The 14200-nt window shown below is 39.0% G+C and carries 17 protein-coding genes (1 of these 17 cut by a window edge); all 17 read right to left on the bottom strand.

The features are described from left to right. Window positions 1-10: 10 nt before the first annotated feature. On the bottom strand, window positions 11-1120 hold the full coding sequence (gene yqeH / locus IGL13_RS11125; protein WP_002401663.1) for a ribosome biogenesis GTPase YqeH: 1110 nt from the start codon (window positions 1118-1120) through the stop codon (window positions 11-13). Continuing rightward, window positions 1117-1644, bottom strand: a complete 528-nt coding sequence (locus tag IGL13_RS11130; RefSeq protein WP_002356296.1) for a YqeG family HAD IIIA-type phosphatase — start codon at window positions 1642-1644, stop codon at window positions 1117-1119. Before IGL13_RS11130 ends, yqeH begins: the two co-directional genes overlap by 4 nt. A gap of 221 nt (window positions 1645-1865) precedes the next feature. Next, window positions 1866-2654, bottom strand: coding sequence for an acetyl-CoA carboxylase carboxyl transferase subunit alpha (locus tag IGL13_RS11135; protein ID WP_002362363.1), 789 nt, complete (start codon window positions 2652-2654; stop codon window positions 1866-1868). A 1-nt stretch (window position 2655) separates the two neighbouring features. Next, window positions 2656-3522: an acetyl-CoA carboxylase, carboxyltransferase subunit beta gene (gene accD / locus IGL13_RS11140; RefSeq protein WP_002380851.1), complete on the bottom strand. Its 867-nt coding sequence runs from the start codon at window positions 3520-3522 to the stop codon at window positions 2656-2658. A gap of 55 nt (window positions 3523-3577) precedes the next feature. After that, window positions 3578-4948 carry an acetyl-CoA carboxylase biotin carboxylase subunit gene (locus IGL13_RS11145; protein ID WP_002378664.1) on the bottom strand — a complete coding sequence of 457 codons (1371 nt, stop codon included), beginning with the start codon at window positions 4946-4948 and terminating at the stop codon, window positions 3578-3580. A 7-nt stretch (window positions 4949-4955) separates the two neighbouring features. Beyond that, window positions 4956-5381, bottom strand: coding sequence for a 3-hydroxyacyl-ACP dehydratase FabZ (fabZ, locus tag IGL13_RS11150; protein ID WP_002356286.1), 426 nt, complete (start codon window positions 5379-5381; stop codon window positions 4956-4958). A gap of 3 nt (window positions 5382-5384) precedes the next feature. Continuing rightward, the gene (accB, locus tag IGL13_RS11155; protein ID WP_002359384.1) at window positions 5385-5873 is read right to left on the bottom strand and encodes an acetyl-CoA carboxylase biotin carboxyl carrier protein; all 489 of its coding nucleotides are present in this window, start codon (window positions 5871-5873) and stop codon (window positions 5385-5387) included. Window position 5874: 1 nt separating this feature from the next. Continuing rightward, on the bottom strand, window positions 5875-7110 hold the full coding sequence (gene fabF / locus IGL13_RS11160; RefSeq protein WP_002356284.1) for a beta-ketoacyl-ACP synthase II: 1236 nt from the start codon (window positions 7108-7110) through the stop codon (window positions 5875-5877). Window positions 7111-7128: 18 nt separating this feature from the next. Next, window positions 7129-7866, bottom strand: coding sequence for a 3-oxoacyl-[acyl-carrier-protein] reductase (gene fabG, locus IGL13_RS11165; RefSeq protein ID WP_002356283.1), 738 nt, complete (start codon window positions 7864-7866; stop codon window positions 7129-7131). A 3-nt stretch (window positions 7867-7869) separates the two neighbouring features. Further along, window positions 7870-8799: an ACP S-malonyltransferase gene (fabD, locus tag IGL13_RS11170; protein WP_002378665.1), complete on the bottom strand. Its 930-nt coding sequence runs from the start codon at window positions 8797-8799 to the stop codon at window positions 7870-7872. Window positions 8800-8831: 32 nt separating this feature from the next. Next, window positions 8832-9788 carry an enoyl-[acyl-carrier-protein] reductase FabK gene (gene fabK, locus IGL13_RS11175; protein WP_002356279.1) on the bottom strand — a complete coding sequence of 319 codons (957 nt, stop codon included), beginning with the start codon at window positions 9786-9788 and terminating at the stop codon, window positions 8832-8834. Window positions 9789-9924: 136 nt separating this feature from the next. Further along, entirely contained in the window at window positions 9925-10152 is a 228-nt protein-coding gene (locus IGL13_RS11180) for an acyl carrier protein (protein WP_002356278.1), read from the bottom strand. Between the two features lie 52 nt (window positions 10153-10204). After that, the gene (locus IGL13_RS11185; protein ID WP_002359378.1) at window positions 10205-11170 is read right to left on the bottom strand and encodes a beta-ketoacyl-ACP synthase III; all 966 of its coding nucleotides are present in this window, start codon (window positions 11168-11170) and stop codon (window positions 10205-10207) included. Between the two features lie 15 nt (window positions 11171-11185). Continuing rightward, window positions 11186-11626 carry a fatty acid biosynthesis transcriptional regulator FabT gene (fabT, locus tag IGL13_RS11190; RefSeq protein ID WP_002362455.1) on the bottom strand — a complete coding sequence of 147 codons (441 nt, stop codon included), beginning with the start codon at window positions 11624-11626 and terminating at the stop codon, window positions 11186-11188. Window positions 11627-12015: 389 nt separating this feature from the next. Beyond that, window positions 12016-12246 (bottom strand): YkuJ family protein, encoded by a 231-nt coding sequence (locus IGL13_RS11195; RefSeq protein ID WP_002379802.1) that lies wholly within the window; start codon window positions 12244-12246, stop codon window positions 12016-12018. Between the two features lie 100 nt (window positions 12247-12346). Beyond that, window positions 12347-13237 (bottom strand): NAD(P)-dependent oxidoreductase, encoded by an 891-nt coding sequence (locus IGL13_RS11200; protein WP_002359377.1) that lies wholly within the window; start codon window positions 13235-13237, stop codon window positions 12347-12349. Between the two features lie 72 nt (window positions 13238-13309). Further along, a protein-coding gene (gene bgsB, locus IGL13_RS11205; RefSeq protein ID WP_002389260.1) for a cell wall glycolipid biosynthesis glucosyltransferase BgsB crosses the window boundary here: on the bottom strand, window positions 13310-14200 show its 3' portion. 333 nt of this gene lie beyond the right edge of the window; the window shows 891 of its 1224 coding nt (coding positions 334-1224); its start codon lies off the right edge, out of view; its stop codon occupies window positions 13310-13312.

Raw genomic sequence — 14200 nt, forward strand, 5'->3', positions numbered from 1 at the left:
TCTCTAAAATTTAAATTAATGCTTTTCTACGTAAAACATCGACACCTTCAGGCGCCCAACCAGCGACTACACCAGGTTCTGTGACAGTAATCCAACCTAGACCAGCAAACACAATATCCGTTTTTTCTTTCACGGAAAATTCAAAGCGCACTAATTCAGGAAACTCAGCGACTTCATCGGCACGTGGAGGCTGCAATAAGCCACCAACATGTTTTTCATAAAAAGCATCGGCGGTTGCTGTTTTTGTTCGGTGTAAATTTAAGTCATTGGAAACGTAGGCAATGAAGGAACTTTTAGCACCTTGGACATAATCAAAGCGAGCCAAGCCACCTAAAAACAAGGTTTGTTCAGCATTTAATTGGTAAACTTTCGGTTTGATTTCTTTTTGCGGTGCAATAATTTTCAAGTCTTTTTTACCTAGATAATGTGCCATTTGATGACGGTGAATAATTCCTGGCGTATCAATTAAGAAGTGGCCATCGTCTAATGGAATTTCAATTTTATCTAGCGTTGTTCCAGGAAATTGTGATGTCGTAATCACATCTTGAACACCCACTGTTTGTTGAATGATTTGATTGATTAATGTTGATTTTCCAACATTGGTCACACCTACGACATAAACGTCTCGGCCTTCACGATATTTTTCGATCGTATCTAATAACTCTTGCATTTCTTGTGGTTTCTTGCCACTTGTTAGTAAAACATCAACAGGGCGTAATCCTGCTTCATGGGCCCGTTCTCTCATCCATTGAACCATTTTAGGTTTTTTTAATGATTTAGGCAAAATATCCACTTTATTGCCAACTAACAACACAGGATTATCTCCGATAAAACGATGTAGTCCTGGAATAAGAGAGCCATTAAAGTCAAAAATATCCACTACGTTCACAATCAGTGCATCTTCTGTTCCTAAACCATTCAATAAACGTAAAAAGTCATCATCTGTTAATTGGACATCTTGAATGTCATTATAATGTCTTAAGCGAAAACAACGTTGGCAATAAACTTCCCCTGTTTCCATTCCTTTTTCGAAAGCTGTTTTTGGTGTATAGCCTAATTCATGAGGATTTTCCGTTTGGATAATCGCACCACAGCCAATACAATGAATTGCCTCTGTCATTCTAATCCGCCTCTCCATGTCATTTCTGGATGTTTTTTTGATAAGTATTTCATAATTTTCCGTTCAAAGAACCGATTGATTCTAGTATTCCAGCCATCTGTATCGACAATCGGTTGAACTAAAACATTGCGTATACCCGCTGCGTTAGCTCCCCGAATATCTGTCATAATCTGATCGCCGACCATTAACATTTCAGATGGCTTCAAGCCTAATTTTTTTTCTGCTAATTTGAAGCCACGTGCGGTTGGTTTCAAGGCACGTGCTACATAATCTAAGTCAAACTTTTCAACAACGCGTTTAATCCGGCTGTCTTTGTTGTTTGAAACAACAAGGACGGTAATTCCTGCATTTTTCATCTCTAATAACCAAGTTTTTAATTCTTCTGTTCCATCGGGATTATTCCAAGCAATTAACGTATTATCTAAGTCAGTTAGTACTGCCTTAATCCCCAGTTTTTTTAATTGTGCGGGGGTAATTTTATAAATCGCATCAATCATCCATGTCGGTTTATATTTTGAAAACATCGTGACTCCTCTCACTGACACTATGTAGTTTCTTCGATTTTAAGAGACTGAAACATAACTAAACAATTATGCTTCAGTCTCTACCTATTGTATTATACTGCATTTTACTGAAAATTTCTATAAAGGACGGTCGTTCCTTGTAAAAGAACAAGTAAAATAAAAGAAAAAATAAAAAAAGCCACCCATCAACCCCTGAAAAGTTCGTTGATGAGTAGTAACTTCTAATATTTGCGAAAACGTTGGTATCTTTTTTCTAGTAACGTTTCCGTATCTAATTTAGCTAATTCAGTTAATTTTGAAATGAACGCTTTTTGTAACATGCGATTAATTTTTGCTTGTTCCAGAGGCTGACCGTTCATAACTTCTGGAATTACTTTATCTACAATAGCTAATTCCTTCAGCTCTGTCGCTGTGATTTTCATCAATTCTGCTGCTTCTTTCGCACGACTGCCATCTTTCCACAAAATAGAGGCGAAACCTTCTGGCGAAAGAACCGCATAAATCGTGTGTTCCAACATCCAAACTTCATCTGCGACTGCTAAAGCTAAAGCACCGCCACTACCGCCCTCACCAATGATGACTGAAATGATTGGCACTTTCAAATCAGACATCTCTAACAGGTTTTGCGCAATGGCTTCCCCTTCTCCCCGCTCTTCGGCACCAATCCCACAATAGGCACCAGCAGTGTTCACAAAGGTAATGACTGGGCGATTAAATTTTTCCGCTTGTTTCATTAAACGTAACGCTTTGCGATACCCTTCAGGATTAGGTGAACCAAAATTACGTTCAATATTTTCTGGTAGATTTCGACCTTTTTGGATACCTACCACTGTAACTGGTTTCCCTTGCAAAGTAGCAACACCACCGACTACAGCTAAATCATCGGCAAAGTAACGATCCCCATGAAATTCTAAAAAGTCCTCAAAAATTGCTTCTATATATTCTAAAGTTGTCAAACGATCTTGGGCTCTTGCCAAGGTAACAACATCATTGGCTGTTTTCTTTTCCATGTTAACGCCACCCTTCCAAAGAATGTAAACGTAACAAGTCGCTCAATCGTTGACGCAAAAGATTTCTTGGCACAATCTGATCTACAAAACCATGTTCTAAAAGAAACTCGGCCTTTTGAAAATCATCTGGCAACTCTTGACGAATCGTTTGTTCAATTACACGGCGGCCAGCAAAACCGATTAAACTCTGAGGCTCTGCCAAAATAATATCGCCATCCATCGCAAAACTTGCGGTAACACCGCCAGTCGTTGGATCAGTCAATACCGTAAGATACAGCAAGCCTGCTTTGTTATGCCGTTGCAAAGCGGCCGAAATTTTCGCCATTTGCATCAATGAAAAAATTCCTTCTTGCATACGGGCACCACCAGATGCAGTGAAAATCACTACTGGTAAATGCTTTTCTGTCGCCCGCTCAAACAAGCATGTGATTTTTTCACCAACAATCGTTCCCATACTGCCCATGATAAAATTAGCGTCCATGATTCCGATTGCAACAGCTTGTCCTTCAATTGTTGCTTCTCCCGTTAAGACAGCTTCATCTAGCCCAGTTTTTTCTTGCATTTTTTCAATTTTTTCAAGATAACCAGGAAAATTTAGTGGATCTTTTGTCACTAATTCACTGTCCCAATTGTGGAAACTTTTTTCATCAACGGTTATCGCTAATCGTTCCCATGCACCAATCCGAAAACTATAGCCACAATGCGGACAGATTTTTTCTGCACCCATTTCTTTTGTATACAGTGTTCGCTTACAAGAAGGGCATTTTGCCCACATATTATCTGGAACAGAAGGCTTCTTTGATGCATCATTTGCATCAGCACGATTTGGATTAATGCGAATGTAATTTTTCTTTTTAAATAATGCCATTTGCTTACTCCTCGTATTTTAGCGGCAAGAGCACAGCTCTTGCGGCGTTCTTTCTTTAATGATTGCTTTCTGGCTCCCAATTTGGTAGAAATGTTTCTTGTAAAAAGCTTGTGTCATAGTCACCTGTCAAAACATTGTCATGTGTAATTAAATCTAATTGGAATTCGGCATTCGTAATAATACCTTCTGTTACAATTTCATTTAAAGCCCTTTGCATTTTCATCAAGGCATCAAAACGATTTTCACCATGTACGATGACTTTTGCAATCATTGAATCATAATAAGGCGGAATTGAATACCCTGAATACATAGCGCTGTCTACACGCAAGCCCATTCCACCACTAGGCAACAAGAGATTTTGAATTTTACCTGGTGAAGGAGCAAAATTAAAGGCAGGATTTTCAGCGTTAATTCGACACTCAATCGCATGCCCAGTCATGATAACATCCTCTTGGGTATAGCCTAAAGGTTCACCTGAAGCAATTTCTAATTGTGCTTTGACTAAATCAATCCCTGTTACCATTTCCGTAACTGGATGTTCGACTTGGATGCGGGTATTCATTTCCATGAAATAAAAGTCGCCAGCTGGATCCATCAAAAATTCAATGGTTCCAGCATTTTCATAATGCACAGCTTGTGCCGCTCGAACGGCCGTTTCGCCTAACATCTGACGCTTTTCTTCAGAAATAGCAATCGATGGTGATTCTTCTAACACTTTTTGATTATTTCTTTGTAGTGAGCAATCACGTTCCCCTAAGTGAATCACATGCCCATATTGATCACCTAAAATTTGCACTTCGATATGACGTGCTGGATAAATAATTTTTTCTAAATACATATCATCATTACCAAATGCGGCTTTGGCTTCTTGCTGCGCTGAAGTAAAGTGTTTCGGTAACTCTTCTTTTGAAAGAACTTTTCGGATTCCTTTTCCGCCACCACCAGCAGCTGCCTTTAACATCACTGGGTAACCAATTTCTTCAGCAATCGTCAACGCTTCTTCGACAGAATCAATGACGCCATCACTCCCAGGAATAACAGGTACCTTGGCTTTTTGCATCAGTTGACGTGCGTTTATTTTATTGCCCATTGCATCAATCGTTTCTGCTTTAGGACCGATAAAAGTAATGTTACATTCTTCGCACATTGAAGCAAATTGACTATTTTCAGATAAGAAACCAAACCCTGGATGAATCGCTTCAGCATTGGTAACAATCGCTGCACTTAAAACAGCTTGAACATTTAAATAAGAATCAGTTGCTTTCGCCGGTCCAATACAAATGGCTTCATCTGCTAACTGTGTGTGTAACGCTTCTTGATCCGCTTCAGAGTAAACAGCAACTGTTTGAATGCCTAATTCGCGACAGGCACGAATAATACGAACAGCGATTTCTCCGCGGTTTGCGATTAATACTTTCGAAAACATTTTTCACCTATCCAATCATAAAGGTTAATTCAGCCTCGGCAACTTTTTTTCCATTAACTTTTGCCACACCTTTACCCATTCCAGCAGAAGCGCGGACTTTTAAAAGTTCAACCTCTAAAATTAATGTGTCGCCTGGTGTTACCTTTTGTCTAAATTTTGCTTTATCTAATCCACCAAAGTATGCCGTTTTCCCTTTGAATTCAGGCATTGAAAGTAATGCCACGGCGCCTGCTTGAGCCAACGATTCAATAATTAAAACTCCTGGCAAAACAGGATTCCCAGGAAAATGACCTTGAAAAACTTGCTCATTAACCGTTACATTCTTTTTCGCTACAACGCGTTCCCCGGGAATGACTTCTTCAACACTATCTAATAATAAAAAGGGATAGCGATGTGGTAAAATTTCTTGAATTTCTGTAATTGTTAATTTCATGTTTTATTCTCCTTTAGCAACTCGGAATAGCGGCTGACCAAATTCAACCACATCTTCATTGTTGACTAATATTTCAGTAATCACACCGTCAACTGTCGCCGTAATTTCATTCATTAATTTCATCGCTTCAACGATACACACAACGTCACCCGTTTTAACAGTGTCTCCTACTTTGACAAAGTTCTCTTTATCTGGTGCTGGTTGTAAATAAACGATTCCTACAATGGGTGACGTAATTTCTTCTGTCTTTTCATTGGCTGTCGGTGTGTTGGTTGGAGTTTCTTCAGCGACAGAAACTGTTTCAACAGGCACTGACACACCACTAGCGGCTACTGGTGTTTCTTGTGGTTGCGCCACTGGTTCTACGGCACTTCGCCCAGAAACTGTATTTTTATTCATATATAATTCAAACGAGCCTTCTCGTAAATCAAATTCGGTTAAAGTTGATTGATCAAATTGTGTTAATAGTGCTTTTACTTCTTCTAACTGCATGTTAATCCTCCCAGCGTTTTAAGCAAATAACTGCATTGTGGCCACCAAAGCCTAGCGAGTTACTTAAAGCATAATCAAATTTATGCTCTTTGCTTTCGTTTAAAACAACGTTCACCGTAATTGCTTCATCTTGATTTTCCACATTAATGGTTGGCGGAATAAATTGATGTTGTAAAGCATTTAGGGTAGCAATTCCTTCAATTCCACCAGCGGCGCCTAAGAGATGTCCCGTCATACTCTTTGTACTACTTACATACGCCGTTTTTGCGGCATCACCTAAAGCCAATTCAATTGCTTTAGATTCTGCACTGTCATTGGCTTGTGTGCTTGTTCCATGGGCGTTAATATAGCCAATTTTTTCTGGAGAAATCCCCGCTTCTTCCATTGCTAGTACCATGGCTTTCGCTGCGCCGCTCCCATCTGGTGTTGGTGATGTCATATGATAGGCATCGCAATTAGCACCATAGCCAACCACTTCACCTAAAATAGTTGCGCCTCGTTCTAGAGCATGATCTAATGATTCTAAAATAAAGACACCCGCTCCTTCTCCCATCACAAATCCACTACGTTCTTTATCAAAGGGAATTGAGGCTTTTTCTGGATCAGTCGCCTTTGTTAAAGCGGTCAAGGAAGCAAATCCTGAAATACCGATTTCTGTAATAGGCGCTTCTGCTCCACCAGCAATAATGACATCGGAGTAGCCATGTTTGATATTGCGGAACGCTTCCCCAATTGAATGAGTTGCACTAGCACAAGCTGTCACTGTTGAAGTACAAATTCCTTTGGCACCAACACGTAAAGCAATATTTCCCGCCACCATGTTTCCAATCGCCATTGGAATAAATAACGGTGCCACACGTTCAGGTCCTTTGTCGTGCATCCGAATTACTTGATTTTGAATTGTTTCCAAACCACCAATTCCGGAACCCACCATAACGCCAAACCGATCCACATCTAGTTGACTGGTATCCAAGCCACTCATAGCCATTGCTTCTAAGGCCGCATAAATGCCAAATAACGAAAACTTATCCATGCGTTTGCCATCTTTTTTAACAAAATATTTTTCCATTGGAAAGTCTTTCACTTCAGCTGCTAAGGTGACACCTGTTTCACTAACATCAAATTTACTAATCGGTCCGATACCATTTTTCCCTGTTTTCAAACTTTCTAAAAAAGTCTCAGGTTCATTGCCAATCGGCGAGGTGACACCGTAACCGGTAATAACTACTCGATTCATCCTTTTGACTCCTTTCGTTTATCCGTGCATGACTAAGCCGCCATCGACATTCACGACTTGCCCAGTAATATAGGGACTTTTAGCTAAGAAAATCGCTGTAGCTGCGACATCTTCGACTTGCCCAAACGTTTGTAAGGGAATTTGCGCATTCATTTGTGTTTTAACTTTTTCCGATAAAACATCCGTCATTTCTGTTTGGATAAACCCTGGTGCAATCGCATTGCAGGTAATACCGCGCGGCGCAACTTCTCGTGCCACCGATTTAGTAAAACCAACGACACCGGCTTTACTCGCAGCGTAGTTTGCTTGACCAACATTTCCCATTAAACCAGAAACGCTAGCCATATTAATAATCCGACCACTTCGTTGTTTCATCATACGTTTAACCGCTTGTTGGGTCATGTTAAAAGTTCCTACCAAGTTAATATCTAAACAGGCATTAAAATCCTCTTTTGTCATTCGTAATAATAATTTATCATTCGTAATCCCAGCGTTATTCACCAGAATATCAATCGAGCCTAATTGGTCAACAGTTGCTTGAATCATCTCACCCGCTGCATCAAAATCGGAAATATCTCCAGAAAGGCCAATACATTTTACCCCAAAGGCTTCAATTTCTTGTCGTTGTTCTGGCGTAATCTCACTCCGACCGTTTAAAACAATATTGGCGCCCTCTTTCGCAAAAGCCAACGCAACTGCTTTGCCAATCCCACGAGTGCTTCCAGTAATAAATACGTTTTTCCCTGTTAATTCCATTTTTTACCTCCCAGTAAGTGCTGTTAACGTTTCTGTTAATGTTGCAACATCTTCCACACGGTGCATTTCAATTGTTTTGTCAATTTTTTTAACAAAACCAGTTAATGTTTTCCCTGGACCAACTTCAATCATCGTTCCCACGTTCATAGCCTTCATCGTTTCGATACTGTCTTCAAAACGTACCGCAGACATGACTTGCTTTTCCAATAACGCTTGAATTGCCTCTTGGGGCATAATTTCGGCAGTCGTATTACTAATGACAGGAATTTGCATCGTTTGAAAGTTCAATTTTGCTAAATCCTGAGCCAATTTTTTTGATGCTGGTTGTAACAGCGCCGTATGGAAAGGGCCACTCACATTTAACGGAATCATTCGCTTCACACCAGCTTCTTTGAGAAGTGTCATCGCTTGATCAACAGCAGCAACCTCACCACCAATCACGATTTGTTGTGGTGTATTATAATTTGCTGGAGCCACAATTCCGAAAGCACTTGCTTCTTGACAGGCTTTTTCAATTACTTCACGCTCAGCATTCATGACAGCAACCATTTTGCCAGTTCCTTGTGGTGCTGCTTCTGTCATGTACTGACCGCGCTTTTGGACCAAGGCCACTGCTTCTGAAAAACGCAAAGCCTCGCTGGCAACCAAAGCACTGTATTCCCCTAAGCTTAAACCCGCTACGACATCAGGCGTTAGTCCTTTTTGTTGCAAAAGACGGTAAAATGCGACACTGACTGTTAAAATAGCAGGTTGCGTATATTCTGTTTCATTTAAACGTTCATTTTCAGTAAAACAAAGTTCTGCCATCTCATAACCTAAGATATGACTTGCTTCATCGAAAGTTTCCCGAACAATCGCTTCTTGGTGATATAATTCTTCACCCATCCCTTGATACTGGGCTCCTTGTCCACTAAATAAAATCGCTGTTTTCATACGACACCTCATTTTTTGTTAAAATTATTCACTTAGCCCCAACGCTGATTCATCTTATGTACAATCGCTTTGCATTCAGACATGAGTGAATCAATGATTTCTTGGGCTGTTTCTTCTTTTTTTATTAACCCGGCAATTTGTCCCGCCATGACGGAACCGTAATCCATATCCCCGTCAACGACAGCTTTGCGCAAAGCGCCTTGACCAATCTTTTCAAACATTTCTAAATCAGGTACTTCTTTTTGAAGTTCTTGCTTTTCTAATTGATTATATTGAGCAGTTAATTTATTTTTTAAAGTACGCACTGGATGGCCAAAATGTTGACAGGTAATTACTGCATCTAAATCACGTGCCTTTAAAACTTTCTGTTTATAATCTGGATGAACGTTGCATTCTTTGGCAATTAAAAAACGTGTGCCTAACTGGACTGCTTCAGCACCTAACATAAAGGCCGCAGCCATACCACGACCATCACCAATCCCACCTGCTGCAATCACAGGAATCGACACAGCGTCAACGATTTGCGGTAAGCCACTCATAGTGGTTAACTTGCCAATATGTCCACCAGCTTCCATTCCTTCAAAAATGACAGCATCGGCACCAATTTTTTCCATTCTTTTTGCTAAAGCAACTGAAGGAACTACTGGGATTACTTTAATGTTATGTTCTTTAAAACGAGCCATGTATTTGGCTGGATTGCCTGCACCTGTCGTTACGACAGGAACCTGTTCTTCACAAACCAAATCGACAATTTCATCGGCAAAAGGTGAAAGTAACATAATATTGACACCAAAGGGTTGCTCCGTTAATTCTTTAACTTTTTTAATTTCTTTTTTTACGACTTCTTTTGGGGCATTACCGCCAGCAATAATCCCTAATCCACCAGCGTTTGACACGGCACTTGCTAATGAAGCATCGGCTACCCAAGCCATACCGCCTTGAAAAATGGGATAATTGATTCCAAGCAACTCACATAACTGTTGATTCATTGATTTTATACGTCCTTTAGTTCTAAGATAAGTACACTTCATTCAAGTAAAAAAGGATTTTTCCGGCTTATTTACTTGTTTTTTTAGGGACTGGGTCATTTAGCAATTAAATGTCCCAGCCCCCTATTTTCATGTATTAGTTTGCTTGTTGTTTTTCTACATATGTTACTAAATCTTGAACGGTTTGGATGCCATCTTCTGTTTCGATTTTCACATCAAATTCATCTTCGATTTCGTTAATGATTTGGAATAAATCTAAGCTATCCGCATCTAATTCTTCTTGAATGTTTGTAGTTAATTGTACCTCTTCAGCATCTTTTCCTAATTCTTCTACGATAATTGCTTGAATTTTTTCAAATACCATGTGTATATTCCTCCAAAATAGTCATTTTCTTCATTTATATGTGAACAGTTTTTTACAGCGTTAGGAGCAGTGAGCCCCATGTTAAGCCGCCGCCAAATCCTGTTAGCACCACGCGTTGTTGGGAACCTAAAATTAAGGTCCCATTTTCAACTGCTTCATCCAACAAAATAGGAATGCTAGCAGCTGAGGTATTGCCATATTTATCCATATTCGTTAAAAACTTCTCGCGGGAAATCTTCGTCTTACGTGCAATTTTATCGATAATGCGCACATTTGCTTGATGTAGTAGAAGATAATCCACGGTTTCGTCCGTCACGAGTGATAAAATATTTTGTGAAACATCTTTAATCGCAAAATCAAAAATACTACGTCCTTCCATCTGTAGCGTCTTACTCGCCTGCTCATGCCCCTGATAAAAAGGACTTTCGTTGATCGTGTAGCCTGACGTTAAAGCCGCCCACCGTTGTCCATCTGCTTGTAATTTTTCATTTAGAAAATGCGGTGTCTCAGCCGCTTCAATCAAGACGCCGGCAGCCCCATCACCGAAAAGCACCGCTGTGGAGCGATCGGTCCAATCCAACATTTTGGAAAATGTTTCGCCACCAATTACTAGACCTGTTTGATAACGACCACTTAAGACTAGTTTTTCTGCCATGCTTAAGGCATAGACAAAACCAGAACACGCTGCACTGATGTCAAAAGCAAAGGCCTCAGTGGCGCCAATTGCGCCTTGCACTTGGCAAGCAACAGAAGGCATATTGAAATCTGGTGTCACTGTTGCAACTAAAATAAAGTCAATCTCACTTGCTTGCTTTCCAGATTTTTCCAATAACTGTTTTGCGACCTGATGACATAAATCAGACGTATTTTCTTGCGTAACGATGCGACGTTCACTAATGCCTGTTCGCGAATGTATCCATTCATCAGAGGTATCCATCATTTCACTCAGTTGGTGATTCGTGACACAATTCTCTGGAACATAACGGCTTGTACAACTAATTCGTGCATAATTCTTCATGGGGATCCTCACTTTTTATTTGTATTCTTGCAAGAAATCATGAAGATTTTTTAGTGCTCTTAACAGCGCTTGTTCTTCTTCTTGCTCCATGCCTTTCAAAATGTTTTTAACCATTTCACGATGAAAATGCTGATGGACTCTAAAAAGTAATTTTCCTTTTTTAGTTAAGCCAAGCTTTACTACACGTCGATCATCTTCACTACGCAAACGTTCAACATAGCCTTTTTTAACTAAGTTGTTAATCGCTACAGTAAGTGTTCCGACGGTAATTGACAGTTCCTTGGCTACTTCTGAAGACGTTTTTTTCTTGTACATACCAATTGCTTCGATTGTGTGCATCTCCGTAATGGATAAATCATTAAATTGTGATTTTTTCAATTCAGATTCTTCAATCGTTAAGATGTCATTAAAGACACTGACTAAATAATCGTTGACTGTTTCTAAATTAGGTTCCATTCTGTGCACCATCCATATACTTTGATTATCAAAACATTTGATGTTCAAACTATATCGTAAATAAGCAAAGAATGCAAGAGAATTTTCTATATTTTTAATGAAATATTCTTCAAATATTTCAAAAAAGGCGCATTTTCAAGGGACGAGGCTTTTAAAAAAAGGATCAATTACTTTGATACCCAAACTATTTTCACAGAAAAAGGAAAGAAGTGCAACTAAAAAGCATCACTGGCACTCCCCTGATTGAGAAGTGCCAGTGATTTTTGTTATATAATTCTTAAATTCCCACTAAGCTATTGCTACAACTTGACTGGATAATACGAGAAGAGAGTGAACCAGAAGCTTTGGTGCTTCTACTCCACTCCCTTATTAAAATGTAGGACGATTAATTATTGAATTAAGTCGTAAATTTCCATTGCTACAATATCGATGTTATCGAATTGATAGCTTTGGTGCGTATCAGATTCTGTTAATTCAAATGTTTCTGTTGATTTATCAAAACTTACAATACATTTCTCTACGCCTTCACGTTCAAAGCGGCGTACTTGTACTTCATTATCTGCTGCTTCGATCATTGCTTCCAGTCTCTTAATAATCGCCACAAGTTGTGAATGTTTCATCAGTGGGCCTCCTTTTGCAAACTAGTTCTGTACCATTGTAACAAAACATTGCCTAACTTGCATGATTTTTCGTCATTTTTTTTGATTTTTTTGTTGTTCTTTAATTTTTATTCGTTGGTTGCTTGCCATCTGTCCACCAAAGCTTAATTAAGGCCTGTGTGCCATCATTTTCAAACCCTTTATCTGCAAGGCTTTCATATAATTCTGTCGCTTTTTGCGTCGCTGGCAATGGAAGGTCAAGTTTTTTTGCTTCATCTAACGCAATCTTTAAATCTTTGATAAAATGTTTAACAAAAAAGCCTGGCGTATAATCTTCTTTTAAAATACGCGGTCCATAATTACTTAATGACCAGTTTGCAGCACTGCCACCACCGACCGTTTCCAGAACTTTTTCTAAAGTCAATCCTGTCGCATTTGCGTAAACGAGCATTTCAGTCAAACCGGTCATTGTGCCTGCAATCATTAACTGATTCGCCATCTTAGTGTGTTGCCCTTTTCCAGCTGAGCCATGTAGCATAAACGTTTTGCCAAATGTTTTGAAAATTGGTAAGACGGTCTCATAACTTTCTTGATCGCCACCAACCATAATTGTTAAAGTACCATTTTTAGCACCTAAGTCACCACCAGAAACTGGCGCATCCAACGCATGAGCACCCACTTCTGCTGCTTTTTTGGCAATCTTTTCAGCCAAGGTCGGCGTACTTGTGGTTAAATCTACTACTATTTTACCTGTAAGATCTGCTTGAAAAATCCCTGTTTCATTAAAATACACGCCTTCAACATCTGAAGGAAAGCCAACCATTGTAAAAATGATATCACTCGCTTCCGCAATTGCTTTTGGCGTATCATACCAAACTGCTCCTTCAGCAACTAAATCATCTGTTTTACTTTTTGTTCGATTGTAAACATTGACAGATAAATTGTTTTTCATCATGTTACGAATAATTGATTTTCCCATGACACCCGTTCCAATAAAGCCGATTTTAGACATAGTAGCTTCCTCCGTTCTTAAAATAAAAAACTTTCCTCCTTCAGTATAAACGAAGGAGGAAAGTTTTGCAGTTTATTTTCTTAAAGATGTAAATTTTACTTTAATTTTTTTAATTGAGTCCGCATTTTCTTTTTCCATTTGAAGTTGATCAAAGTAAATCAATGTATCTTGATAAAATTCAATCATTTTGTTGCCAAAGTTTGTAGAAGAAATTTCAAATAATTTTTCATCTAAAATAGTTTGGTCCATTTTAATATTTGCTTGTATATAGTCAATCAATGTTGGGGCAAAATCACTGTCTGTCTTAAAAGTTTTGCCTAAGCTTTCATGATCAAATAAATTATTTAAATAGGCGTTCCCTTCTGCAACACATTGAACACCAGCAGCCATCGCTTCTGTATAAGTTAAGCCTTGTGTTTCCGACGTTGAGGCGCTGACAAAATAGTCAGCAGCTTTATAATAAATCGCGACTTCTTCATTTGGCACTTCACCCGTAAATTGAACGTATTCACTGACTTCTAGTTCTTCTGCTAATTCTTTTAAATCCTCTAGATAGGGACCATTTCCAACTATTACTAAACGAGTTTGTGGTAATTTTTCAATAATTTGTGGTAATCCTTGAATAATTGCTTGAATATTTTTTTCATAAGAAATTCGACTTAACGATAACAACATAATCTGTTGCTCTTCAATACCTAGTTGTTGACGCATTCCAGCGATCATTTCTTCAGTAATATCGGGACGTAAAAACTTATCAATTTCGATCCCTGTTGGAATAATTCTCATTGGTGCGGTCACTCCATAATCCCGTAATTTTTCAATTACACGTTCACTGGGACAAACAACACCTGTCGTATGATTTGTAAACACTCTTGAAAAGAATTTAACATGTGATGGACGGACAACTTTTCCTTTAGCAATATAATGTAAGTAATCTTCATACATTGTATGATACGTATGGAT

Source organism: Enterococcus sp. DIV1937, assembly GCF_050535975.1.
GTDB classification, from domain to species: Bacteria; Bacillota; Bacilli; order Lactobacillales; family Enterococcaceae; genus Enterococcus; species Enterococcus faecalis.

Bases quoted from the DNA above. Each gene is read 5' to 3' on its own strand.
- yqeH (WP_002401663.1), bottom strand. From the start codon at position 1,120: ATGACAGAGGCAATTCATTGTATTGGCTGTGGTGCGATTATCCAAACG.
- IGL13_RS11130 (WP_002356296.1), bottom strand. From the start codon at position 1,644: ATGTTTTCAAAATATAAACCGACATGGATGATTGATGCGATTTATAAA.
- IGL13_RS11135 (WP_002362363.1), bottom strand. From the start codon at position 2,654: ATGGAAAAGAAAACAGCCAATGATGTTGTTACCTTGGCAAGAGCCCAA.
- accD (WP_002380851.1), bottom strand. From the start codon at position 3,522: ATGGCATTATTTAAAAAGAAAAATTACATTCGCATTAATCCAAATCGT.
- IGL13_RS11145 (WP_002378664.1), bottom strand. From the start codon at position 4,948: ATGTTTTCGAAAGTATTAATCGCAAACCGCGGAGAAATCGCTGTTCGT.
- fabZ (WP_002356286.1), bottom strand. From the start codon at position 5,381: ATGAAATTAACAATTACAGAAATTCAAGAAATTTTACCACATCGCTAT.
- accB (WP_002359384.1), bottom strand. From the start codon at position 5,873: ATGCAGTTAGAAGAAGTAAAAGCACTATTAACACAATTTGATCAATCA.
- fabF (WP_002356284.1), bottom strand. From the start codon at position 7,110: ATGAATCGAGTAGTTATTACCGGTTACGGTGTCACCTCGCCGATTGGC.
- fabG (WP_002356283.1), bottom strand. From the start codon at position 7,866: ATGGAATTAACAGGGAAAAACGTATTTATTACTGGAAGCACTCGTGGG.
- fabD (WP_002378665.1), bottom strand. From the start codon at position 8,799: ATGAAAACAGCGATTTTATTTAGTGGACAAGGAGCCCAGTATCAAGGG.
- fabK (WP_002356279.1), bottom strand. From the start codon at position 9,788: ATGAATCAACAGTTATGTGAGTTGCTTGGAATCAATTATCCCATTTTT.
- IGL13_RS11180 (WP_002356278.1), bottom strand. From the start codon at position 10,152: ATGGTATTTGAAAAAATTCAAGCAATTATCGTAGAAGAATTAGGAAAA.
- IGL13_RS11185 (WP_002359378.1), bottom strand. From the start codon at position 11,170: ATGAAGAATTATGCACGAATTAGTTGTACAAGCCGTTATGTTCCAGAG.
- fabT (WP_002362455.1), bottom strand. From the start codon at position 11,626: ATGGAACCTAATTTAGAAACAGTCAACGATTATTTAGTCAGTGTCTTT.
- IGL13_RS11195 (WP_002379802.1), bottom strand. From the start codon at position 12,246: ATGAAACATTCACAACTTGTGGCGATTATTAAGAGACTGGAAGCAATG.
- IGL13_RS11200 (WP_002359377.1), bottom strand. From the start codon at position 13,237: ATGTCTAAAATCGGCTTTATTGGAACGGGTGTCATGGGAAAATCAATT.